This is a genomic window from Kribbella sp. NPDC050124, assembly GCF_044460355.1.
Classification (GTDB): Bacteria; Actinomycetota; Actinomycetes; order Propionibacteriales; family Kribbellaceae; genus Kribbella.
This window is the reverse complement of sequence record NZ_JBITJU010000020.1, coordinates 30841-51539: the sequence shown is the minus strand read 5'-3', so window position 1 is coordinate 51539 and position 20699 is coordinate 30841. Positions and strand designations below refer to the sequence as shown.

21 protein-coding genes and 1 tRNA gene are annotated in these 20699 nt (G+C 68.5%); 10 read left to right on the top strand and 12 right to left on the bottom strand.

What is annotated here, in order from left to right:
• Nucleotides 1-48: 48 nt before the first annotated feature.
• Nucleotides 49-462 carry a hypothetical protein gene (locus ACIBL3_RS34165; RefSeq protein ID WP_396357951.1) on the bottom strand — a complete coding sequence of 138 codons (414 nt, stop codon included), beginning with the start codon at nucleotides 460-462 and terminating at the stop codon, nucleotides 49-51.
• Between the two features lie 14 nt (nucleotides 463-476).
• Between ACIBL3_RS34165 and ACIBL3_RS34160 the strand changes: the two genes are divergently transcribed.
• Nucleotides 477-1475 carry a TerC family protein gene (locus tag ACIBL3_RS34160; RefSeq protein ID WP_396357949.1) on the top strand — a complete coding sequence of 333 codons (999 nt, stop codon included), beginning with the start codon at nucleotides 477-479 and terminating at the stop codon, nucleotides 1473-1475.
• A 13-nt stretch (nucleotides 1476-1488) separates the two neighbouring features.
• On the top strand, nucleotides 1489-2388 hold the full coding sequence (locus ACIBL3_RS34155) for a hypothetical protein (protein WP_396357948.1): 900 nt from the start codon (nucleotides 1489-1491) through the stop codon (nucleotides 2386-2388).
• A 46-nt stretch (nucleotides 2389-2434) separates the two neighbouring features.
• Here the strand turns inward: ACIBL3_RS34155 and ACIBL3_RS34150 are convergent, their stop codons facing one another.
• Together ACIBL3_RS34150 and ACIBL3_RS34145 are read right to left on the bottom strand one after the other, a co-directional pair.
• Entirely contained in the window at nucleotides 2435-5293 is a 2859-nt protein-coding gene (locus ACIBL3_RS34150; protein ID WP_396357946.1) for a S8 family serine peptidase, read from the bottom strand.
• 142 nt (nucleotides 5294-5435) lie between these two features.
• Nucleotides 5436-5996, bottom strand: coding sequence for a TetR/AcrR family transcriptional regulator (locus ACIBL3_RS34145; RefSeq protein ID WP_396357944.1), 561 nt, complete (start codon nucleotides 5994-5996; stop codon nucleotides 5436-5438).
• A gap of 72 nt (nucleotides 5997-6068) precedes the next feature.
• On the opposite strand from ACIBL3_RS34145, the gene ACIBL3_RS34140 reads away from it, so the two are divergent.
• Nucleotides 6069-7004, top strand: coding sequence for an alpha/beta hydrolase (locus ACIBL3_RS34140; protein WP_396357943.1), 936 nt, complete (start codon nucleotides 6069-6071; stop codon nucleotides 7002-7004).
• On the opposite strand, the gene ACIBL3_RS34135 is transcribed toward ACIBL3_RS34140, so the two are convergent.
• Nucleotides 7001-7645 carry a hypothetical protein gene (locus ACIBL3_RS34135; protein ID WP_396357941.1) on the bottom strand — a complete coding sequence of 215 codons (645 nt, stop codon included), beginning with the start codon at nucleotides 7643-7645 and terminating at the stop codon, nucleotides 7001-7003. The genes ACIBL3_RS34140 and ACIBL3_RS34135 overlap by 4 nt on opposite strands.
• On the opposite strand from ACIBL3_RS34135, the gene ACIBL3_RS34130 reads away from it, so the two are divergent.
• Together ACIBL3_RS34130 and ACIBL3_RS34125 are read left to right on the top strand one after the other, a co-directional pair.
• Nucleotides 7608-8201 carry a hypothetical protein gene (locus ACIBL3_RS34130; protein WP_396357940.1) on the top strand — a complete coding sequence of 198 codons (594 nt, stop codon included), beginning with the start codon at nucleotides 7608-7610 and terminating at the stop codon, nucleotides 8199-8201. The genes ACIBL3_RS34135 and ACIBL3_RS34130 overlap by 38 nt on opposite strands.
• 129 nt (nucleotides 8202-8330) lie before the next feature.
• Nucleotides 8331-9257: a hypothetical protein gene (locus tag ACIBL3_RS34125; protein WP_396357939.1), complete on the top strand. Its 927-nt coding sequence runs from the start codon at nucleotides 8331-8333 to the stop codon at nucleotides 9255-9257.
• Between the two features lie 54 nt (nucleotides 9258-9311).
• Here the strand turns inward: ACIBL3_RS34125 and ACIBL3_RS34120 are convergent, their stop codons facing one another.
• Nucleotides 9312-10052 carry a TrmH family RNA methyltransferase gene (locus ACIBL3_RS34120; RefSeq protein WP_396357937.1) on the bottom strand — a complete coding sequence of 247 codons (741 nt, stop codon included), beginning with the start codon at nucleotides 10050-10052 and terminating at the stop codon, nucleotides 9312-9314.
• Between the two features lie 63 nt (nucleotides 10053-10115).
• On the opposite strand from ACIBL3_RS34120, the gene ACIBL3_RS34115 reads away from it, so the two are divergent.
• Complete coding sequence (locus ACIBL3_RS34115; protein ID WP_396357936.1) at nucleotides 10116-10934, top strand: ACT domain-containing protein; 819 nt, start codon at nucleotides 10116-10118, stop codon at nucleotides 10932-10934.
• Here the strand turns inward: ACIBL3_RS34115 and ACIBL3_RS34110 are convergent.
• Nucleotides 10918-11211, bottom strand: coding sequence for a DUF4287 domain-containing protein (locus ACIBL3_RS34110; RefSeq protein WP_396357935.1), 294 nt, complete (start codon nucleotides 11209-11211; stop codon nucleotides 10918-10920). The two genes, ACIBL3_RS34115 and ACIBL3_RS34110, sit on opposite strands and share 17 nt — an antisense overlap.
• Before the next feature lie 67 nt (nucleotides 11212-11278).
• Nucleotides 11279-12046, bottom strand: coding sequence for an ANTAR domain-containing protein (locus ACIBL3_RS34105; RefSeq protein ID WP_396357934.1), 768 nt, complete (start codon nucleotides 12044-12046; stop codon nucleotides 11279-11281).
• A 63-nt stretch (nucleotides 12047-12109) separates the two neighbouring features.
• Here ACIBL3_RS34105 and ACIBL3_RS34100 point away from each other — a divergent pair, with 63 nt between their 5' ends.
• Nucleotides 12110-12703, top strand: a complete 594-nt coding sequence (locus tag ACIBL3_RS34100; protein ID WP_396357932.1) for a TetR/AcrR family transcriptional regulator — start codon at nucleotides 12110-12112, stop codon at nucleotides 12701-12703.
• Here ACIBL3_RS34100 and ACIBL3_RS34095 read toward each other — a convergent pair.
• Nucleotides 12683-14065 (bottom strand): pyridoxal phosphate-dependent decarboxylase family protein, encoded by a 1383-nt coding sequence (locus ACIBL3_RS34095; RefSeq protein ID WP_396357930.1) that lies wholly within the window; start codon nucleotides 14063-14065, stop codon nucleotides 12683-12685. The genes ACIBL3_RS34100 and ACIBL3_RS34095 overlap by 21 nt on opposite strands.
• Before the next feature lie 82 nt (nucleotides 14066-14147).
• Here ACIBL3_RS34095 and ACIBL3_RS34090 point away from each other — a divergent pair, with 82 nt between their 5' ends.
• Nucleotides 14148-15527: an MFS transporter gene (locus tag ACIBL3_RS34090; RefSeq protein WP_396357929.1), complete on the top strand. Its 1380-nt coding sequence runs from the start codon at nucleotides 14148-14150 to the stop codon at nucleotides 15525-15527.
• On the opposite strand, the gene ACIBL3_RS34085 is transcribed toward ACIBL3_RS34090, so the two are convergent.
• Nucleotides 15484-16620, bottom strand: coding sequence for an MFS transporter (locus tag ACIBL3_RS34085; protein ID WP_396358111.1), 1137 nt, complete (start codon nucleotides 16618-16620; stop codon nucleotides 15484-15486). The genes ACIBL3_RS34090 and ACIBL3_RS34085 overlap by 44 nt on opposite strands.
• A gap of 61 nt (nucleotides 16621-16681) precedes the next feature.
• Here ACIBL3_RS34085 and ACIBL3_RS34080 point away from each other — a divergent pair.
• A tRNA-Thr gene (locus tag ACIBL3_RS34080) sits at nucleotides 16682-16754 on the top strand.
• Nucleotides 16755-17017: 263 nt separating this feature from the next.
• Here ACIBL3_RS34080 and ACIBL3_RS34075 read toward each other — a convergent pair.
• Nucleotides 17018-17533, bottom strand: a complete 516-nt coding sequence (locus tag ACIBL3_RS34075) for a hypothetical protein (protein WP_396357928.1) — start codon at nucleotides 17531-17533, stop codon at nucleotides 17018-17020.
• A gap of 134 nt (nucleotides 17534-17667) precedes the next feature.
• Between ACIBL3_RS34075 and ACIBL3_RS34070 the strand changes: the two genes are divergently transcribed.
• Complete coding sequence (locus ACIBL3_RS34070; RefSeq protein WP_396357927.1) at nucleotides 17668-17937, top strand: hypothetical protein; 270 nt, start codon at nucleotides 17668-17670, stop codon at nucleotides 17935-17937.
• Between the two features lie 149 nt (nucleotides 17938-18086).
• Here the strand turns inward: ACIBL3_RS34070 and ACIBL3_RS34065 are convergent, their stop codons facing one another.
• Together ACIBL3_RS34065 and ACIBL3_RS34060 are read right to left on the bottom strand one after the other, a co-directional pair.
• Nucleotides 18087-19115 (bottom strand): RNA polymerase subunit sigma-70, encoded by a 1029-nt coding sequence (locus tag ACIBL3_RS34065; protein WP_396357926.1) that lies wholly within the window; start codon nucleotides 19113-19115, stop codon nucleotides 18087-18089.
• Nucleotides 19112-20689 (bottom strand): MFS transporter, encoded by a 1578-nt coding sequence (locus ACIBL3_RS34060; protein ID WP_396357925.1) that lies wholly within the window; start codon nucleotides 20687-20689, stop codon nucleotides 19112-19114. The genes ACIBL3_RS34065 and ACIBL3_RS34060 overlap by 4 nt, the downstream gene beginning before the upstream one ends.
• Between the last annotated feature and the right edge of the window lie 10 nt (nucleotides 20690-20699).

Below are 20699 nucleotides of genomic sequence, written 5' to 3'. Positions count from 1 at the left end.
CACCAGGTCTCGCGACCCGGTGGAGCTACTTCAGGATCAGCTGCTGGATCAGCACCGCACGATCAGGCTGGTGAGGGCGGTGCAGGTGCGGCTGGCCCGGTCGTTGGCCGCGTTGGGGTCGGTCGGCGAACTCGCCGTACGCTGCGCCGTCGCGACGAGCGATCCGAGCGTGAGCAGGCCGGCGTCGGCCGAGAACGTCCGGGTCACGGTCGCACCGCTCGCGAGCGCCGGGATGTCGCAGTCGACCGTCCGCGTCGTACCCACGCGGGTGCTGCCCGACGAACCGGCGTACACCAGGTCGACCAGTCCGGGGCTTCCCCCACACCCTCTGAACGCAGGTGAGATGAGTATGGACCGGAGGGCGACCCGGCACAACCACTCGGCGTGCCGGAAGTTTGCGAGCGGCAACGGCCTGGATTTGCCGCCGCCCGGTACCGTCGGTGGCGAGATGGTTGCCCTCATCAACCGGAGGACACGTGCTCGAGATCACCGGCCTGACCTGGGCCGTCACGATCGGCCTGATCGTCGTGCTGCTGGCGGTGGACCTCGTGATCGCCGCGGCCCGGCCACACCGGGTCGGCTTCAAGGAGGCGGCCGCCTGGTCGATCTTCTACGTCCTGGTTGCGGTCGGGTTCGGGCTCTGGTTCATGTCCGCGTACGGCGGTGACTTCGGCGCCGAGTACTTCGCCGGCTACATCGTCGAGAAGAGCCTGTCGGTCGACAACCTGTTCGTGTTCGTGATCATCATGACGACGTTCGCCGTACCCGAGGAGCACCAGCACAAGGTGCTGACCTTCGGCATCGTGCTCGCGCTGGTGATGCGCGGCATCTTCATCGCGCTCGGGGCGACGCTGCTGTCGCTGTTCTCGTTCATGTTCGTGGTGTTCGGTCTTCTGCTGCTGTACACGGCGGTGCAACTGTTCCGCCATCGCAACGAGGATCCCGACGTCGAGAACAACGTCGTCGTGCGATCCGCGCGCCGCGTCCTGCCGGTCAGTGACGACTACGTCGGCGGCAAGTTGTTCGCCCGGGTCGACGGCCGCAGGGTGGTCACGCCGCTGTTCGTCGTCCTCGTTGCGATCGGTGGGGTCGACCTGCTGTTCGCCCTCGACTCGATCCCCGCGGTGTTCGGCGTCACCGAGGAGGCGTACATCGTGTTCGTCGCCAACGCGTTCGCGCTGCTCGGCCTGCGGGCGCTGTTCTTCCTGGTCAAGGGCCTGCTGGACCGGCTCGTCTACTTGTCCGCCGGGCTCGCGGTCATCCTCGCGTTCATCGGCGTCAAACTGATCCTGCACTGGGCGCACGTCGACATCGACGACCGCATCCCCGAGGTCCCGACGTCGCTCAGCCTCGGCGTCATCATCACGATTCTGGTCGTCGTCGTGATCGCCAGCCTGATCAAGACCCGCAACGACCCCACCGCCAAGGCGCACGCCGGCTCTCTGCACGGCCACCACGAGGACCCGAAGGACTGACTACCCTGGACTGATGGCAATGCTTGGGTGGGTCGTCGCGGTTGCCGTCGTGGTGTGGTTCTTCTGGCCGTACGTCGGACGCCCGGAACTGCGCACGTACTGGCGAAGCGGCGCCGCGGCGGGCTGGAAGCACGGGCGCCGCCGACCGGTCGCCCTGGCACGCCGACCCGGGTTCAGCGCCGAGCTGCCGACTTGGATCGAGCCGCTGCCCTGCTTCGGCAGGGAAACCCCGGAGGAGCAGGCGTACACCGCGGAGCTGGAGTCGGCCGAAGGCGAGCTGCTCGACGAGTACGCGCGTACGGTCGGGCATCCGCTGGTGCTCGTTCCTGGTGGTGCAGGGATTCTGTCGCGTCGGCGAGCCGCGGCCCGGGAACGCTACGCGGTTCGCGTCGGTGCGGCCGAGAAGCAATACCGCCCGGTGCATGACGTGCTGGCTGCTCGCGACCAGGAGCGGCGCAACAAGCTCGAGCGGCAACACCAGGAGATCGAGGCGCAGCGGGCCGAGCAGAACCGGCTGGCGCATGCACTGGCCGGGCAGGCGGGCTGGGAGTACGACGTCAATCGAGACGTCATTCGGATCCGGCGTAGCTCTGACGGGCGGCTGACCGCGGATGCGTTGGCCCGCGAGCTCGAGCCGATCTGGCGCGAGGCGGGCATGATCGACGGACCCGCGATCCCAGGCCTCGGCGTCAAGGGTTACCTGTTGGCGTCCACCAAGGGCACGAGGTTGCTGTGGGAGGACGGCGTACGGGAGTCGATCCGGGACGCGACGGCCGGGATGCCCTTCAAGGATTGGTGGTTGCTGGCCACGGGCTACCGGCTGCTGGATGGCTACGAACTCGAGCGGCATCTCGAGCAGGCGACCCGCAGCCACCACTTCCCTTACAGCAGCGGCTACAGCACCGGCTTCTGAAACGAAGCGCCCCCGGCCAGGCGACCGGCCGGGGGCGCTCTGCGGATCAGCTGACCGTCACGATGCGGTACGGCGAGACCGCCTGCGCGTGGTCCGCGTCGCCCGGGAACCAGGCCCGGTAGGCGTAGCTGCCCTTGGCCGCCGGTTTGATGCCGAAGGCATACTTCCCCGAGGTGCTGAGCTTGACGGACGCGATCGACTTCCACGTCTTGTTCGAGTACAGCTGGAGGTACACCAGTTTCCCGTAGTGCGCGGGAGCGACGTACCCGGACAGTGCGGTCGTACCGCCCAGCCGGATCGCGGTCGGTGACAGCACCGAGGAGATCGTCGGCGCGACGTTCACGGTGATGTCCGCGGTCCGGGTCCCCATCAGGTCAGCGTTACCCGGGAACGTCAGCATGTACACCGACGAGACCACCGGCTTGTGCACCACCGACAACGTCCCGGTCGACGAGGTCTTCAACGCCGCCAGCAGCTTGAACGTGGACACGTTCTTCGGCCGCACGTACACGTTCACCGGCAGCCCTGCGTACACCTTGTTGTCGATCCGCAGCGTGCTGCCCTTGATCGTGACCGACGCGCCGTAGTTGATCAACGTCGACGTCGTCGATATCCCGGACTTCATCCCGAGCAACTGGGTGACCGAGGCTGGACCAGTCTTACCAGTGCGATCCTTGATCCAGGCCGCGAAGGTGTACGTCGTACCCTGCGCCAGCCCGGTGTTCTTGACCGCGGGCGCCGTCCCGGCGTAGACGAGTGTGCCGGTGGTCAGCGTCGGCGCCGTGCTGCCGACTGCTCTCCGGACGATCACCTGCGCGAAGTCGGTCATCGCCGGCACCTGCCAGGACAGGTTCGCGGCCAGGTACGCACCGCTCGCGTCGAACGCCGTCAACTTCCCCGGATACCAGTCGATCGTGCTGAAGACGGTCTTCACCGGCAACAGCAGCGTGCCGTCCGCTTCCTGAACGCCCGCGACGGAAATCCGGTACGGCGCGTTGTCGATAAGAGGCGCCGTCGGCTTGATCGTCGCCGTCAGCGTCGCCGGGTCGTACTCGACCGTCGCTGGGATCGTCGCCAAGGACTTGCCATTGAGCAGTTTCACCGTGGAACCGTTGACGGTGGTGGCGTCGACCGCACGCGCGAACGTCACCGAGGGCGTCGCCGTCAGTGCCGCGTTGCGGGACAGGTCGCCGGGGACGACGTCACGGACAGGATACGCCTCGCCGGTGATCTTCCCGCCCGCTCCTATGACCGCGACGTTGAAGTCGTAGCTGCGGTTCACCCGCGAACCGTTGTAATTCCGGACAGCGATGTACGACACGCCGGGGTCGAGGGTCACTTCGACGCTGGCCGTCAGCGGGGTCTCCGCGGTCCAGTCCTGCGGGTAAGGATTCTGGGCGAATCCGATGCGCCGCAGGTCCTGGTCGTACACCGTCACCACCGGACCGAGATTCTGTGCGAACGTCAGGTCATAGGCAGGGCCGGTGACAGTGATCCGGACGTTGCGGGTCACCGTCGGCTTGACGAAGTACCAGTCAACATCGCCTTCGCTGAACATCGACCCACCGGTGGTCAGTCCTCCGGTCTGCAGGTCGCCGAGGTTACGCGCGCGAGCCGGCTCGTCGTCGTAATCCGGCTCACTCTCGGGGAAATCTGCGGCCCAGCCGCCGCCAAGTGCGGCGTACGCGTCGAGGATGCCGGCGCCGTAGTACGGATCGGCGCCGCGCGGACCTGCGTCACGGGACAGTACCGTCAGCCGCGTCGCGACCTGGGCAGGGGTGAACGTCGGCCACTTGTTCTTCACCAGTGCTGCGACCCCAGCAACTATCGGTGCCGAGCACGACGTGCCGGTGCACAGCCAGTACGGGTCGTACCCCGGCTCGGTCATACTGCGCACGCCTGTGCTGACGATGTCCCAGCCCGGTGCGGCGATGTCGACCCAATCGCCGTACGAACTGAAGTCGGTCAGCGCGCCACTGGCGTCGGTCGCCGCCACCGCGATGACCTCCGGGTACGAAGCAGGGAACTGGACGATGTCGTTGCCGTCGTTACCCGCGGCCACGACAACCACGACACCCTTGGACACGGCGTACTTGACTGCGTCGTGGAGGATCGGATTGTCCCCGGGGCCGCCGAGCGACATGTTGATCACCTTGGCGCCGTTGTCGGCCGCCCAGTTGATGCCCTCGGCCACGTCGGCGTCGTAGCCATCGCCGTTCGCGTCCAGGACCTTGACCGGCATCGCCTTCGCGGCCCAGCCGATACCGGCGACGCCGATGCCGTTGTTCGCCGACGCGGCGACGATGCCCAATGTCATGGTGCCGTGACCGTTGTCGTCGTTCGGCGGGCTGCTCGGTGAGATGGCGTTGTAGCCGGGCACAAGGCGTCCGACGAGGTCGGGGTGACCGGCGTCGACGCCGGTGTCCAGAACGGCGACGATCTGGCTTCCGGTCGACTTGGACAGGTCCCAGGCCTGCGGCACCCGGACGGTGTTCAGGTACGACGACTGCCCGATGCCCTCGAACATCGGGTAGTACGTGTCGTTCGGCACTGCCGAGATCCGCCGCTTGTAGTTCAGCGAGGCCATCTCAACGGTCGGGTCCGCCTTGACCTTCTTCAGCAGGTCGGGAGCGGACAGCTTGCCGGTCAGTCGTACGACGCTCGAGGTGACCGACTGTTCAGCCACCGCGCCGAGCTTCGACACCGCGGCCTTGCGGGCCGAGGTGGTGGCCTTCTTCTTGAACTTCACCATCACCGCGTTCGGCTCGAACTCGGCCTTCGCGCTGTGGTGGTGGGCCGTGAACGGCGGGTGGTACGGGCCGGGCTCGGCGGCCGAACCGGACGAACCGGTCACCACGACCAGACCGGCTGCGACCAGCGCCGCGGGCACGGCCAGCCGCAGCATGCGGGCAGAACGGGACAACAAGGGAACCCCCAAGAGCCTCAGACAGGGCGGAAGAACGGGCAGCGAATCACGGCCCGACGACTAGATCGCGTGATTCGGCCACGGCGTTACACGAACGCGGGTGGAGTTGGCAACAGTTTGATCACCGCCGGGCGAGCTCGCGGCGGGTCATCTCGATCAGGGCCTCGACGTCGGGCCCGATCATCGGGCGGCCGGTCATGCCCATGCGGTGCAGGAGGGTGCCGATCACGACGTCGATGAAGAACAGGACGCGCTGCTCGGACTCGCCCAGCGCTTCCTGGAGCACGGTTTTGTAGGGGTCTTGCAGTTGCGTGGACAGGATCTCGCGGAGGGCGGGGTCTCCGATGGCGTCGGTGAACACGCCGGCGAACGCCGCGGCGACTCCGCGCTCGCCGATCTTGGCCGCGCCGAAGCGGATCGCCTTCGCCATCACCTCCGCCCGGCTGTCGCCCGGCTCGAGCGGCAGCGGGCCGAAGGTGTCGACGAGGCACGCGGTGATCAGGGCGCCCTTGGTCGGCCAGCGCCGGTAGATCGTCGTCTTCGCGACGCCCACGGTCGTGGCGATCCGGTCGACGGTGGCGCGCGTGTACCCGAGTTCGTGGACCGTGCTCAGCGTCGCCGCGAAGACCTCGGCGTCGACGCTCGAGCGCGGGCGGCCGGGCGATCTGGTGGACGTGGACATGGTCATACCTTAGCGAGTTATGCTACTTTCGGTATCGATACTTCTAGTAGCGAAATCTCGTGAGGAGCTGACATGAGCCGTATCCGGGTACTGCACGCGCTGAGGAAGGAGCCGGACTTCTCGGCGATGTCACAGGACGACCTGGTCGCCTTCCGGGACACGCAGAACCGCAAGCTGGCTTCCGGTCTGGCGCGCCTGATCACCGGGTTCCCGGACCGCGGAGCGACCATCAACTGGCAGGAGGTGAAGCTGTCCGATCGAGTGATCCCCGTCCGGGTCTACCGGCCGACGACCTCAGGCCCACTGCCGCTGGTCGTCCACGTCCACGGTGGCGGCTTCATGGGTACGGCGGTGCAGTGCGACTGGGCCAACAGCCACCTGGCCGCTCAACTCCCTGCCGTGGTCGTGTCGGTCGAGCACCGGCTCGTCGACGCGACCACCCCGATGTCGGCTGCGGTCGACGACGGTTGGGAGGTACTGCGCCATATCGTCGAGCACTCATCCGAGTGGCGCATCGACCCCACTCGGGTCGCCGTCGCCGGTGAGAGCGCCGGTGGGTTGATCGCCGCGCTGGCCGCGATCCGGGCCAGGGACTCGGGCCTGGCGTTGCGCGCTCAGGTGCTGGTCAACCCCGCCGTCGACCTGACCAAGTCAGCGCTCGACTACACCTCGATGTACGAGTACGCCGAGACCCCAACCCTCACGCTGGGCCGCCTGGAGCATTTCCGCCGGCTCGCCGTTCCGGACAGCGCCGATGCGCGGGCGGTGTCCCCGGTGTACGCCGATGACCTGACCGGGCTGCCTCCTGCGCTCGTCGTCGTACCGACTGCTGATCCGCTGGCTGACCACGGACGCACCTACGTCGACCGACTCCGGGAGGCCGGGACGCCGGCGCAGTTGGCCGAGCATGCAGGGGCTGGGCACGCGTTCCTCAGCATGCCGGGCGTGGTGCCGCAGGCTCGTGCTGCGCGGACCCAGATCACCGGCTTCCTGCGCAACCACCTTTAGGCAAGCTCTGGTACGGCGGCTGGGTCGAGGGAGCGGCCGACGGCGACGGCTGCGTCATACGCCTCCTCGCCCAGCGCGAGCTGCGCCACCTGCTCAGCCGCGTGGCGAAGGCTCTCGTCTGGCAGGTAGTAGGCGTAGACGTCGGCGCCGACCGTGTCGCGCAGACCAGCCGCGGCTCCGAGCAGACTGGCGACCCGGAGGTGGTTGCCTTCCTTGGACTCGATGACCGCCAGGCTCTCGACGAAGTAGGCGAGGTTGGCCAGATCACGGGTCTCTCGCGACAGCGCGATGCCTTCCTCGACGCGGCGGCGAGCGAGCTGGTAGTCAGCGAGCGCGAGGGCGGCTTGCGAAAGGTTGTACAGGGCAACGTACGTCGCCAGCCGGTCGCCCCGGCCGCGGGCCAGGTGCAGGCCGCGCTCGATCTCCGGTACGGCGGCCGCGGGGTCGCCCCGAAGGAGTTGCACCGTGCCGAGCCAGACGTGGACGAGCGAAGCCATCCAAGGCGAGCCACGGTCGTCGAGGGCGAAGTCGAGCGCAATCCGGAAGCGGTCCTCGGCCCGGCCGAGGTCGCCGCCCGCGAGAGCGGCAAGCCCCGTGCCGGCGATGGCCTTGCCGCGGATCTCGGGATCGTCCTGGTCCACCGCGCAGAGATCAGCCGCGGCCCAGTACGAACTCGCCGGAAACGCCGCGGGCATCACCGCGAAGCTGGCGGAGCAGACCGGGCCGATCCTCGCGATGCACATCGCCGCGATGCTGTCCGCCGTACTCCTGCTCGTGTTCGCCGCCGGACTCCGTCGCCGGCTCGTGACCACGACGCCGGAAGGCAGCCTGCTTCCGCAGGTGGCCTCCTCCGGGCTGATGCTGGTGTCGGTGGCGCTGCTGATGGGGTCGGCGCTGACCACCGAGTTCGTGTTCGGCGTCAAGGAACCCGAGCTGCTGGTGCCGGAGAGCGCAGTGTTCTTCGGGCACTGGATCGGCACTGTGCCGTGGCTGTGGGTCGGCGCCGGGGTGGCCGCGCTCGCCCTCGGCATCGCCGGGCGGAAGTTCAAGACGGTCGCGCCGTGGCTCGCCTGGGTCAGCCTGGTCCTCGGTGGTCTCACCGTCTTCCTCGGCGTCAGCCCGGCGCAGTACATGGCCGGTATGACGGGGCCGCTGTGGCTCACCATCGCGGCGGTCGGGCTTCTCAAGCGGAACTGATTGCTCATAGCAATGGTTTGACGGTCGCGGAGAATTTCTTCGCGACCGTTGAACCGATCCTCCGAAGCGCACGTGTCCCGGTCCGAGAGAGCACGCGATCAAGACCGTTCCAGCCCCATGGAGGATCTGATGAGGAAGTCTTTTGCCGCGACGATCACCGCGCTTGCCGCCGTACTGACGCTGTCAGCCTGCAGTACGGCGTTCGCCGACAAAAGCGCTCCCGAAAGCCAGGAAAACAAGGCCGCTCCGGCTGCCGCCAACGCTCCGGCTGCTGCTGAGAAGCAGGAAGAGCCGAAGGTGCTGAAGGTCTCCCGAGTGCCGGGGCTGACGCCGATCCTGACCAGCGCGACCGGTCGTACCGTCTACCGCTTCGACAACGACTCGGCGAACCCGTCGAAGTCGACCTGCTTCGACGCGTGCGCCAAGCAGTGGGAGCCGGTGCTCGCCGGATCCGGGGTCGAGATCCAGGGCGGCGGAGTCGACGAGCGCCTGCTCTCCACGATCGCTCGGCCCGAGGGCAAGCAGGTCACGCTGAAGGGCTGGCCGCTGTACTACTTCAAGGACGACCTGCGGCTCGGCGAGCTCGCCGGTCAGGGGCGCGGTGGTGTGTGGTTCGCGGTGAACCCGCAAGGTGGCAAGGCGAAGTCGACCACCCAGACCGAGCCGGCGGCGCCGGTCCAGAAGGACGTGCAGACGCTGACCGTGAACGTGGTCGACGGTTTCATGCCGTTCGTCACCAACCAGGCCGGGCGGACCATCTACCGCTTCGACAACGACTCCGCCAACCCCTCGCGCACCACGTGCTTCGGTGAGTGCACGAAGAAGTGGGAGCCGGTGCTGGCCGGCAAGAACGGGGTCAAGATCCTGAGCAGCAAGATCAACCACGCCTCCGTCGGCACCATCGACCGCCCGGAAGGCAAGCAGGTCACGCTGAACGGCTGGCCGCTCTACTACTTCCACAAGGACAAGAAGCTCGGCCAGACCGCGGGCTACGGCGTCGGCAACGTGTGGTTCGCCATCGCCCCCAACGGCAAGAAGGCCCCACGCTGCCCCTGACGCACACCACTCCACCACCGGCCGCCGGGCCTCACCCCCGGCGGCCGGTGGCGTTCAGCGGTTGGTGACCTCGAAGGCGACTACTGCGGCGGCTATGGCGACGTTGAGGGATTCGACGTTGGCGTGGAGGGGGATTTGGAGGTCGGAGTCGGTGCGGACTGTGAGGCCGTGGGTTTCGCCGCCGAGCACGTACACGGCTCGGGGTGCCAGGTCGGCCTTGAACAGGGACTCCTGGGAGCGCGCCGACAGGCCGTAGACGTGGTACCCGGCGGTGCGAAGAAAGTCGACGGCCGTCTGGGCAGTGGACGTGTTGACGATCGGCGCCTGGAAGGCCACCCCGGCCGACGCCTTGATCACCAGCGGTCCCACATGCGGCGTCCCCGCGCGCGGCAGGATCACGCCGTCGAACCCGGCGCCGGTCGCGGTTCGAAGGATCATCCCGACGTTCCCCGGGTTCGTCACGCCGTCCAGCAGGAACACGTTCGTCGGCCGCTTGCCACGGGCGCGGACGAACTCCTCCAGCGGCGTCATCCGCGGCGCATCGACGTCGGCCACCACGCCCTGGTCGTGCTTCCCGTTGCCCGCCAGCCACTTCACCCGCGTGGCGGTCGCCCGCTCGACGGGTACGTCGTACTTCGACGCCGCCTGGAGGATCTCGCGCAACGACTGCCCGGTCGCGTTGTCGGCCACGACGAGCTTCGCCACCGACAGCTTCGGGTCGTGCAGCGCCTCGAGGACCGGCTTCCGCCCGTAGATGGTGATCCACTTGTCCCGCGGCGACCTCTTCGATTCCACCCGCCTACGGTAACTTCATCTCGCCGCAACAGCTGAGCAACGTCCCTCCGGCACGCTCGAACCATGGAACCCTTGCGTACGGCGCTCATCGGCGGGACCGCCTGTGAGGTGTGCGGGCGGCTCCCCCATCCGCGGCGGATGCGGCTGACCGTGGCCAAGCTGCTCGCGATCTTCCCGGTCGAGTTCGCGCTCCACGCGGTCGTGCTGGCGCTGCACCCGCCGTACGTCGTCGCCGTCAGCCTGCTCGTGATCGCGACCACCGCGCTGGTGATCTGGGTGATCGAGCCGTCCACGATGCGGCTCCTCCGGTCCTGGCTGCACGCACCGCACACCCGGCCGGCGGCCGGCATCGACGCGCTCTGGCGGATCCGGGTCACGCTCACGGACCGGGCCGGTGCGCTCGAGCGGCTGACGCACGAGCTGGCCGAGCTGGACGCGAACATCCTCGGCCTGCACGTCCACCCGATCCCGGATGGCGTCCGCGACGAGCTCGTCGTCTCGACACCGGACCCGACCACCCCGGAATCGTTGCTGGAAGCAATCGAGCTGGCCGGCGGCCGCGACGTCCACGTGTGGCCGACGACCACGCTCGCGCTGGTGGACGGCCAGACGAAGGCGCTCAGCCTGTCGGCACGCGTGGTCGGCGACCCGAGCGAGCTGCCGCACGCGGTCGCCGAGCTGCTCGGCGCCCAACTCGTCACCGACCGGGCCGCGCTGGCCGGTCCACTGCCGTCCGATGGGACCGTGCTCAAGATCCCGTCGCCCTGGACCGGCCTGTTCGCCTTCACCCGCCCCGGCGAGCCGTTCACGCCCGCCGAATCCGCCCGAGCCCACCGCCTCGCCCAGCTGGCCGAGCTCGCCCTGGTCAACCGGCCGGGTTAGTCGCCTTGCCGTCGAGCCACAGGACGTTCGACGGATCGCTGTGGGTGCCCTGGCTGCCTACATGCTTGTCGCTGATCACGGGACCGTTCTTGATCACGTGCACCAGCGCCATCGCGTGCCCGCGGCCGAGGTCGTAGTCGGCCTTCAGCCAGTCGCAGATCACGCCGGCTTTCACGTCCGGAGCGTCGTACCCGAGCTGCTTCGCCTGGTCGACCAGTGCCCGCGGGGTCCGGCCGGTCTTCTCCTCGATCTTGTCCAAGTACGCCTGGAACGACATCTGGTGTCTCCTTCACGAAGTGTGCTTGCACCAGTGCGTCGAACGGCTCGGCCGGAAATCGACACCCTCACTCGCCGGACTGCAGGCCGAGCTTGCGCAGCGCCTCGGACAGGCGGCCCTGGTTCTGCGCGTCCACGAGGTCGTGGGACAGGTCGCGGAGCTTGACGTTGCTGTCTTGCGAGGCGCGCTTGAGTACGTCGAACGCGACGCTGTTCGTGATCCCATAGCGATGCATGAGCACGCCCTGCGCCTGACCGATCACGGTCCGGGTGACGAGCGCCGTACGCAACTGCTCGACCAAGCTGCGGCTGTCGTTGAACAACTGCATGTTGTCGAACGCGACCCCGGCGTGCAGCGCGAACAGCAGGACCACGTCGTACGACGTACTCCCGAAAGCGTCGACCTTGGCCGAGAACAGGCTGAACGCGGCCGTGGACCCGGTGACTGCCGGCAACGGCAGCATCAGGCTGCTCCGGTACCCGGCGTTGATCGCTGCCGCCGCGAACTCCGGCCAGCGGTGGTCCGCGGCCAGGTCGCCGACCCGGTGCGGTTCGCCGTACGTCAGGACGTCGTACAGCGGGCCGTCCATCTCGGTCAGCTGAGTGGCCAACGTGGCGCGGGCGGGCTCGGCGGTCGCGTCGGTGGTCTTGTGGTACCGCGCGACGATCTCCGCCGTGTCGCCGGCGAGCACGGTGATCGAGGCTTCCTCGCACTCGGGCACGGTGTTCACGACCCGGCTGACGAACCGGCCCAGCGTGGTCGCGACGTCGTCGTCCTCGACCAGCCGGCTGACCTCGGCCAGCTCCTGCGCCAGCTCCAGAATCCCCTCACCCATGGGTCCATCATGCGTCATCCCGTTCTGGGTTCCGAGACCCAAACGGTTGCTAGGCTCGATGTCGTGGACGAGCACCGTCTGACCGCCAAGGGCCGGGCGACCCGCGACCGGATCCTGGCCGCCGCGGCCGACCTGGTGCTGCGCCACGGCGTCGCCGGGACCGGGCTCGACGACGTCCGCCGGGCCGCGGGCGTGAGCGGCTCGCAGCTCACGCACTACTTCCACGACAAGCAGACGCTGATCGACGACGTGATCGCGTGGCAGACGGACACGGCGATGGAGCGCGAGCCGGTGCTGGACTCGCTCGAAGCCTGGCACCGGTGGGCCGACCAGGTGGTGGCCCGGCAGACGGCACGGAAGTTCCGGGGTGGCTGCGAGCTCGGTTCCCTCGCAGGCCAGCTCGCCGAGACCAGCCCGGAGACCCGCGCTCACCTGGCGGACGGGTACGACCGCTGGCTCGACCGGTTCAGGCACGACCTGCACACCATGCGTGACCAGGGCCTGCTACGCCCCGACGCCGACCCGGAATCCCTCGCGAACACCCTCCTCGCCGCGATGCAAGGCGGCGTACTCCTGTCTCAAACCCTCCGTCGCTCGGGTCCCCTCCGCGACTCCCTCGACGCGGCCCTCGCCCAACTAGAGTCCTTCGCGAGCTAGACAGCGCAGGATCGCGGCGACCGACTTGTCGACGTCGTCTTCGTCCGTGGTCCAGTTGCTCACCGAGATGCGCATTGCGGCCTTGCCGTGCCAGGTGGTGCCGGACATCCAGCAGGTGCCTTCGTGCTGGACCGCGCTGACGACCTTGCGGGTCAGTTCGTCGTCGTCGCCGAAGCGGACCAGGACCTGGTTGAGCACGACATCGTTCAGTACGGCGACGCCGTGTGCTTTGAGAGTCTCCGCGAACCGGTTCGCCATGGCGTGACACCGGTCGACGATCTCGGCGATCCCGTCCCGCCCCAGCGCCCGGATGGCGGCGTACACGGCGAACCCACGCGCCCGCCGGGAGAACTCCGGGTTGAACTCGAGCGAGTCGCGCTCCCCGTTCTCGTCATGGATCAGGTACGACGCCCGCACGGACATCGCGGCGCGGTGAGCATTTGGCTGAGCACAGAATACGAGGCCCGAGTCGTACGGAACGTTCAACCACTTGTGCGCGTCGGTCGCCCAGGAGTCGGCTTTGTCGATGCCGGCGAGCAGCGGTTTGAGCGTGGGGCTGACCGCTGCCCACAGACCGAAGGCGGCGTCGACGTGCACCCAGGCGCCGGCCTCGTGCGCTCGTTGACAGATCTCGGCGATCGGGTCGATCGCGCCGGTGTTCACGTTGCCTACCTGCGCGCAGACGATGGTCGGACCGTCTATGTCTCGCAGGGCTGCTGTAAGCGCGTCGGCCCGCATCCGGCCCTGACCGTCCACCTCGATCGGCATGATGCAACTCGTGCCGAGGCCGAGGAAGCGCAGTGCCCGGTCGACCGTGTCGTGCCGCTCGGCGCCGGCCAGCACCCGGATCGGTGGCGCCCCGATCAGGCCGTCCCGCTCCACGTCCCAGCCCGCTTGCCGCAGCACGGCGTGCCGCGCCGCCGCGAGCCCGGTGAAGTTGGCCATCTGTGCGCCCGTCACGAAGCCCACCGAGGTTTGTGCAGGCAGCCCGAACAACTCGACCAGCCAGCTCGCCGCGACCTCCTCGACCACGGCAGCCGCGGGTGAGGCGGCGTACAGGCCCGCGTTCTGGTCCCAGACCGTGGTGAGCCAGTCAGCCGCGAGTGCGGCGGGAGTCGCGCCACCGAAGACGAACCCGAAGAACCGGCCGCTGCCGCTCGGCAACAGACCCTCCTCGACCCCCTTGGCGAGGTGCGCGATCACCTCCTGCGGGTCCGTCGGATGCTGCGGCAGCGGGTGTGCGAGCGCCTGGTGCAGCTCGGCGGCCGTCGCCCGCGGCCCGACCGGTCGCTCCGGGAGCGTTGTCAGATATGCCTTCGCACGCTCGTACGCCTCGCCGAGCGGCCCCTCCCAATCAGTCATGTCTTCTTTGTACGCCGGGAGCGTGTGAACGGGCGTGTGACGGGTTTACAGTTCGCTGAGGCTCTTCGGCTGGAGGACGTGGATGGCGCGAGTGGTGACCGGGAGTCGCTGGGCGGCGATCGTCGGTTATTCCTTGGTCGGCGCGGCCACTCAACTGGTCTGGCTCAACTTCGCCGGCGTCACCACCGACGCCGCCGCGCACTACGGCGTGTCCGAGAGCGCGATCGGCTGGCTCGCCCAGGTGTTCCCACTGCTGTACGTCGTACTCGCGATCCCCTGCGGCCTGGCCCTGGACCGCTGGTTCCGGCCCGGCCTGGTCGTCGGCGCGTGGCTGACCTGTGCCGGCGCCGCTGTCCGGCTGATCGGCGACGACTACGGCTGGCTGCTCGCCGGGCAGATCGTTGCCGCGATCGCCCAACCACTCGTCCTGAACGCAGTCACCGGCATCACCGGCCACTACCTCGCCCCGGACGACCGCCCGAAAGGCATCGCGGTAGGCACCGCCAGCATCTTCGCCGGCATGATCCTCGCCTTCCTCCTCACCGCCACCTTCGGCCCGTCCCTACACCCCATGCTCGTCGTCAGCGCCGCCTTCTGCCTGGCCGCAGCAGCAATCCTGACCACCGCCCTCCGCACCCCCGGCACCTTCGCCCCCGCCGCCTCTTCCACTCCCGCCGCCGCTGCCACTCCCGCCGCCGCTTCCACCCCCGCCAGCGCTTCCGTTCGCGCAGACGCTTCCGCTCCCGCCGACGCGTCCGCCGCCGCTTCCGCTCCCGCCAGCGCTTCCACTCCCGCCGCCGCTTCCGGCTCCGCCGCAGCTTCCGCTCCCGGCCCCGACGGACAGCGCCCCGGCGAGCGCGTTCCCGGCGAGCGCAGTCCTCTGCGGATCGCGTGGGCCGACCCCCTGATCCGCCGCCTGTCCGTCCTCGCCATCTTCCCGTTCGGCGTCTTCGTTGCCCTGAGCACCTTCACCCAGGCCCTCCTGGAACCAGCCGGCGTGACCAGCACCGCAGCAAGCGCCATCCTCCTGACCAACGTGATCGCCGGCGTCCTGGGCAGCGCGATCATCCCCGTCATCATCGCCCGCCACCGAGCCGAATCGACCCACCTCGCCCTCAGCCTGACCTTCACCGCCCTCGCCTGCGTCGCCCTCGCCATCGCCCCCGGCGTCCTGACCGGCTTCATCGCCATCACCCTGATCGGCCTGCTCCTACTCCCCGCCCTCCCCATCGTCCTCGAACTCGTAGAACGCCGTACCGGAGAGGCCGAAGGCACCGCAGCCGGCCTGATCTGGATGGCCGGCAACCTCGGCGGCCTCCTGGTCGCCGTCACGGTCGGCCTCCTCGTCGACCACCCAACCGCAGCCTTCCTCGTGATGGCGCTCATCGCCTTGATCGCCGTACCAGGCGCCCGATCCCTCAAACGGCCGATCGCCGAACTCCAACCGCCGTCGCAGCCGTAGCCACCAGCCCACCAATGCCCGCAGCAACAAACGTCACGCGCGCGTCGGTGTGCTCCAGCAGAAGGCCGCCACCGACGTACGACACGCCGGCCGCCAGCCCGATGGCGCCGTACAGATTTCCGAACACGCGACTACGCATATGCGCCGGCACGATCCGCTGAAGGTGGGTATTGATGCCAACGTCAACCGCCGCGATGCCGAGCCCGCGAACCACCTGAAGCGCGAGCGCAGCCCACACCGCCCAGGCGAGCCCAGTGAACAGGTTGCCCGCACTGCTCACCGCGAACCCGACCAGCATGAGCACGGGCATGCGGAAGCGGCTCGCGTACCGAGTCAGTACGGCGTACCCGACGACGAGCCCAATACCCACGCCGGCGTACAGCGTCGCCACGGCGGAGTCACTCCCGCGCAACTCATCCTTGCCGAGGAACACCATGGCAACGTCGTCCACCCCGCTGAACGCAACCACGGCGAAGAACCCGAGCCCGATCACCCGGACGGCCTTCGTACGCCAGATATACCCGAGCCCGTCCTTGGCATCCTTCACCAAAGAGTGCTGTCGAGGCCCCCTCGGCGGCAGCTTCGGCAACCCGCTCAGCAGCACCGCAGACACGAAGAACGTCGCCGCATCAATCAACAGAATCCCGCGCACGTCGGTCACCAGGAACAACCCCGCAGCCACCAACGGCCCGATCGCCTCCAGCCCGTTCGTCCAGGCCCCCAGCCACGAGTTCGCCCGCTCCAACTCCTCATCCCGCACCAGCGCCGGCACCGCACTCCGCGAACTCGCCTGAAACACCTGCGCCACCAAACTCCGCACGGCGACCAGCGCCAACAGCACAGGCAGCGGCGGCAACGTAACCGCCATCGCCACCACCAACGCCCCCTGCAGCACGTCACACGTGACCATCACCCTGCGCAGGTCAAACCGATCCCCAATCGCCCCCGCAAACGCCCCGAACAACCCCGGCGTGAAGTCCCCCGCCAACAGCAGCAACGCCACCGCCAGCCCAGCCCCCGTCGCCCCCTCGACGTACAACAGCAACCCCACCAGCCCCAGCGAGTCCCCCAAGAACGAAACCGCCCGAGCCACCCACAACCGCCGAAACCCCACCACCCACCATCCTCTAAGATGGTCCAGCACGTTACACCCAGCCGGTGTGGCGCAACTGGCAGCGCACCGCTCTTGTAAAGCGGTGGTTAGGGGTTCGAGTCCCCTCACCGGCTCTCTCACCAGCCCTTATGCCTACCCAGGCATGAAGGTGCCGGTTGCAACTCGCCACTTACTCGCCGCTTGCGCGATCCCAGCCCTACCGTCGCCACCAAAACTCAGGGCATCCCACCGTCTCGCAACCGTGCTCCTGGACGCCGCGGGACGTCTCCACGAGCTGCTATGCAGCCACCTCATCCCGTCCTCCGCCGACAGCGTCATCCATAGTCGCGCTCGTCCGTACGTGATCCCGGACGCCGATCCGCCCAGTCCGTCGAGGTCAGGCCGCCAATCGTTCGACGCGTCGGGGAAGCCGCTTGAGTTGGTGAAGCTCGCTCGCGTGCGCCAGCATCGTTCCTGTCGCCAGTGCCGCAAACAGGTAGTTGCCGAAGAGCACATTGAACGCCGCCATGACCGCCATCAGGATCATCATCGCCAATGTGACTATCCAGCTCTCACGCACCGCTTGGATGAGATGTTGGGCGACACGGGCAGCGGCCGCGCGCACGAGCGGGTCTGCTGGAATCGGACCACCGACCGCCGCCCGGTATGCATCCGGAAGGTGAGCCGCCGGCAGATCCCCGGCTGCAGCCTGCATGCCACGCCGCCCCCTATGCACCATCAGCGCCGTCATCGCACCAAACAACCCGCCACCCACAGCGCCCGATATCGCCATGGCCGGCCAGGAGATCGACCCGGCGTAGGACGCGGCAATGAACGCGACACAAACCCCGAAAACCAGTCCGGTTCCCACCCCGGCCGACCGCTTGGACATGGTCAGCAGGTAAGTGCGCATGCCGTGCATGGTTCCACGGCACACATCCCCAAATCCACAGCACCAAATCGCCCGGCCGGCTCTGCGGACTCGACGTGATCAAAGGATGCGGCATCGGCCGATCTGGCGAAGAGCTGCATCAGCGCAGGGCGGGGTTGGACATTTCGCGCAAGGTTGCCTCATACAACGATCAGGAGAACCTCGCAGCGACGAACGCCGAGGCCCCCCGACACCTCCGGACGCGACTCCGCGGTGTACTTGGCACACGTGCCGCGCGGCTCGGAACGATCCACGAGCTGGCCAGGCTCGCACCGGTCGCCATCCTCGCCGAAGCGCTCGGCTACTCCCCGGCGACCATCGAGCGGCACGCCGTTGACTCTGGCGCTGCGTACGCCCGCGACGTCGCCGCAGTCCGGGACACGTGATCGCAGTGCGCGCTCACGCCGCTGAGCGCGCACCTGATCAAGGCCTGGCCCTACCGGCCCGAACCATGGCGCCGCTCGCGCCGTCAGTGCAGGGTGCCCTGTTCGGACATCCCGGCGCAGGTATGGCCACGCCGCGATGCAAGCGGGGTTCAGCAGGTGACGGGAAGGTTGAAGGCGGGGAACAGGTTGGGGGCGAAGGACGTGATCTCCGCGATCCGGTCGTCGGTCACCCACAGCACCTCCAGCACCTGTGCCCGGTACAGCGTCTCGCCCGGTCTGCGGAGGTAGTGGGCGACAGCTGGTTGCCGGTTGGCCCGGGTCGGCTGCCGCCGCCAGTGCCCGAGGTAGCCGGGTGCGGCCGGGTTCAGGATCTCGTCGAGCGCCGCGGCGAACGCGTCGCGCCCGACCCACAGCGTCTCCCGTGTGCTCGATTCGCATGGCTGCGGCATCGGCATGGTCACGCGGATGTCTTCGTGGAGCAGTTCCGCCATGGCGCCTGCGTCGGCCCGCTCCAGCAGCGCCAGGTAGCGCTGCACGAGCGTGCGTTCGGCCTCCGTCGGGTCCGCGGCGGGCGCCCACTCCAGCCGGTGTGGTGGGAGGTGGGCCCGCAGGGTGGCGCGGGCTCGGGGTAGCGCGCTGTTCACCGATGCGACGCTGAGGCCGAGTGCGTCCGCGGTGTCCGCGGCCGGCCAGCCCAGGACGTCGCGCACGATGAGCACGGCCCGTTGCTTCGGTGGCAAATGTTGGATGGCGATCAGGAACGCCAGCTCGACCGTCTCCTTCTCGATGACCGCGGCGTCGGGTCCGGCGTCGGATGGCGCGGCCCGGTCGAGCAGGAGGTCCGGGTACGGCTCAAGCCACGGGATCCGATCCGGTGACCGGGTCGCGGAGCCGCCCGCAGGCGCGCCGGCCACGTCCACGGGGAGCGGCCGGCGCTGGGCGTGGTCGAGGAAGTCGAGGCACGCGTTAGTGGCGATGCGGTACAGCCAGGCGCGCGCGGTCGACCGCCCTTGAAAGGTGTCCCGCCTACGCCAGGCCCGCAGCAGGGCCTCCTGTACCAGGTCCTCAGAGTCGGAGAAGGACCCGACCATCCGGTAGCAGTGCACCCGCAACTCGTGCCGGTGCGCCTGCACCAGGCCGCTGAATGTGTGCTCGTCGAGCACCTGCGACGCGTTCACCGGCCGCCCACCTCAGGCCGTCCGCGTTCCGCCGGCATACCGGGCATCGGCATGTCGCCGAGGGTCGGCAGGTGCCCGAGGCCGATCCGCGCGACCACCGCGAGCGCCACGAAAATGACGACCGACACGATCGCAATGATATGCAATCCATCGGTGAACGCCGCACGCGCTGAGGTCAGCAACACGCCGCTGGCATCGGCCGGCAGCCCCGGCGCGGCCGCAACCGCACCGGCGATGCTGTCCTTGGCCACGGCCGTTGCGTCTGGCGGCATGCCGTCGGGAACGTCGACCTGGCCCCGGTAGGTAGTGCTGCCGATGATGCCGAGGATCGCCACGCCGAGCGCGACACCCAGTTCGCCTGCGGTCGATGCCAGCGAACCGGCGGCACCTGCCTTCTGTGGTGGCGCTGACAACATCACCAGGAACGGCGCCATCGGGCCGACCGACGCGCCACCTACGTACACGACCGTGATCCCGGTGAGCAGCACCGCCAAGCCGGAAACGCTGGGTACCTGGGTCAGGACGACCATGCCCACCGCGGCGATGATCGACCCGGTCATGAGAACGTACGCAGGGCGTACATTGCGCGCGAGTGCGGGCGCCGCGTTCCCGACGATGATCATCACCACCGACGGCAAAAGGAGCCACAACCCGGTCTCGAATGGCGAGAGGCCGGCGACCAGCTGCAGGTACAGGGTTCCCATCAGGCCGACCCCGCCCATCACGAACGCGATGAGCAGCGCCAGCACCAGGGTGGCGGACAGTGCCCGGTTGCCGAACAGGCCGAGGTCAAGCAGCGGGTTGGTGATGCGACGCTGCCGCCGGATAAACGCCACCCCGAGCAGGAGACCGGCGACCAACGCCACCACCGGCGCCACCTCCCAACCGCCGCGCGCCATGGTCTTCAGCCCGAAGATCAACGGCAGCACCGCCGCCACCGACAGCACCACGCTGACGAGATCCAGCCGCTTCGCGGCCGGGTCGCGGGAGTCCGGCACCAGAAACGGCGCCGTCAGCAGCAACAGCGCCATCACCGGCACCGCCATAAGGAAGATCGATCCCCACCAGAACGACCTGAGCAGCAAGCCGCCGATCACGGGGCCGAGCACCATGCCGGCCATCAGCGAGGTGCCCCACGCGCCCATGGCCGCACCCATCTGCTTCGGGTCCTTGAACATCTCGCGCAGCAGTGCCAGGACGGACGGGACCAGGGTGGCGCCCGCGACACCGAGCACCGCTCGTGCGCCCACCAGCATGCCCGGCGACACAGCGTACGCCGCCACGATCGACGCGACGAGGAACAGGGCCGCACCGCCGAGCAACACCGTACGCCGCCCGATCCTGTCACCGAGGTTGCCCGCCGTGATCATGAAGCCGGCGATGAGGAAGCCGTAGATGTCGGAGATCCACAGCTGCTCGGTACCGCTCGCGCCGAGGTCCGCGCTCAGGTGCGGCAACGCCAGGAACGTGATGTTGACGTCGACTGCCGCGAGCATGGTCGGCAAACACAGCACGGCCAGGCCGAGCCACTCCCGGACGGTGGCCCTGCGCGGGCGATCCGGCACGGTCGGCACTGCGTCCGAC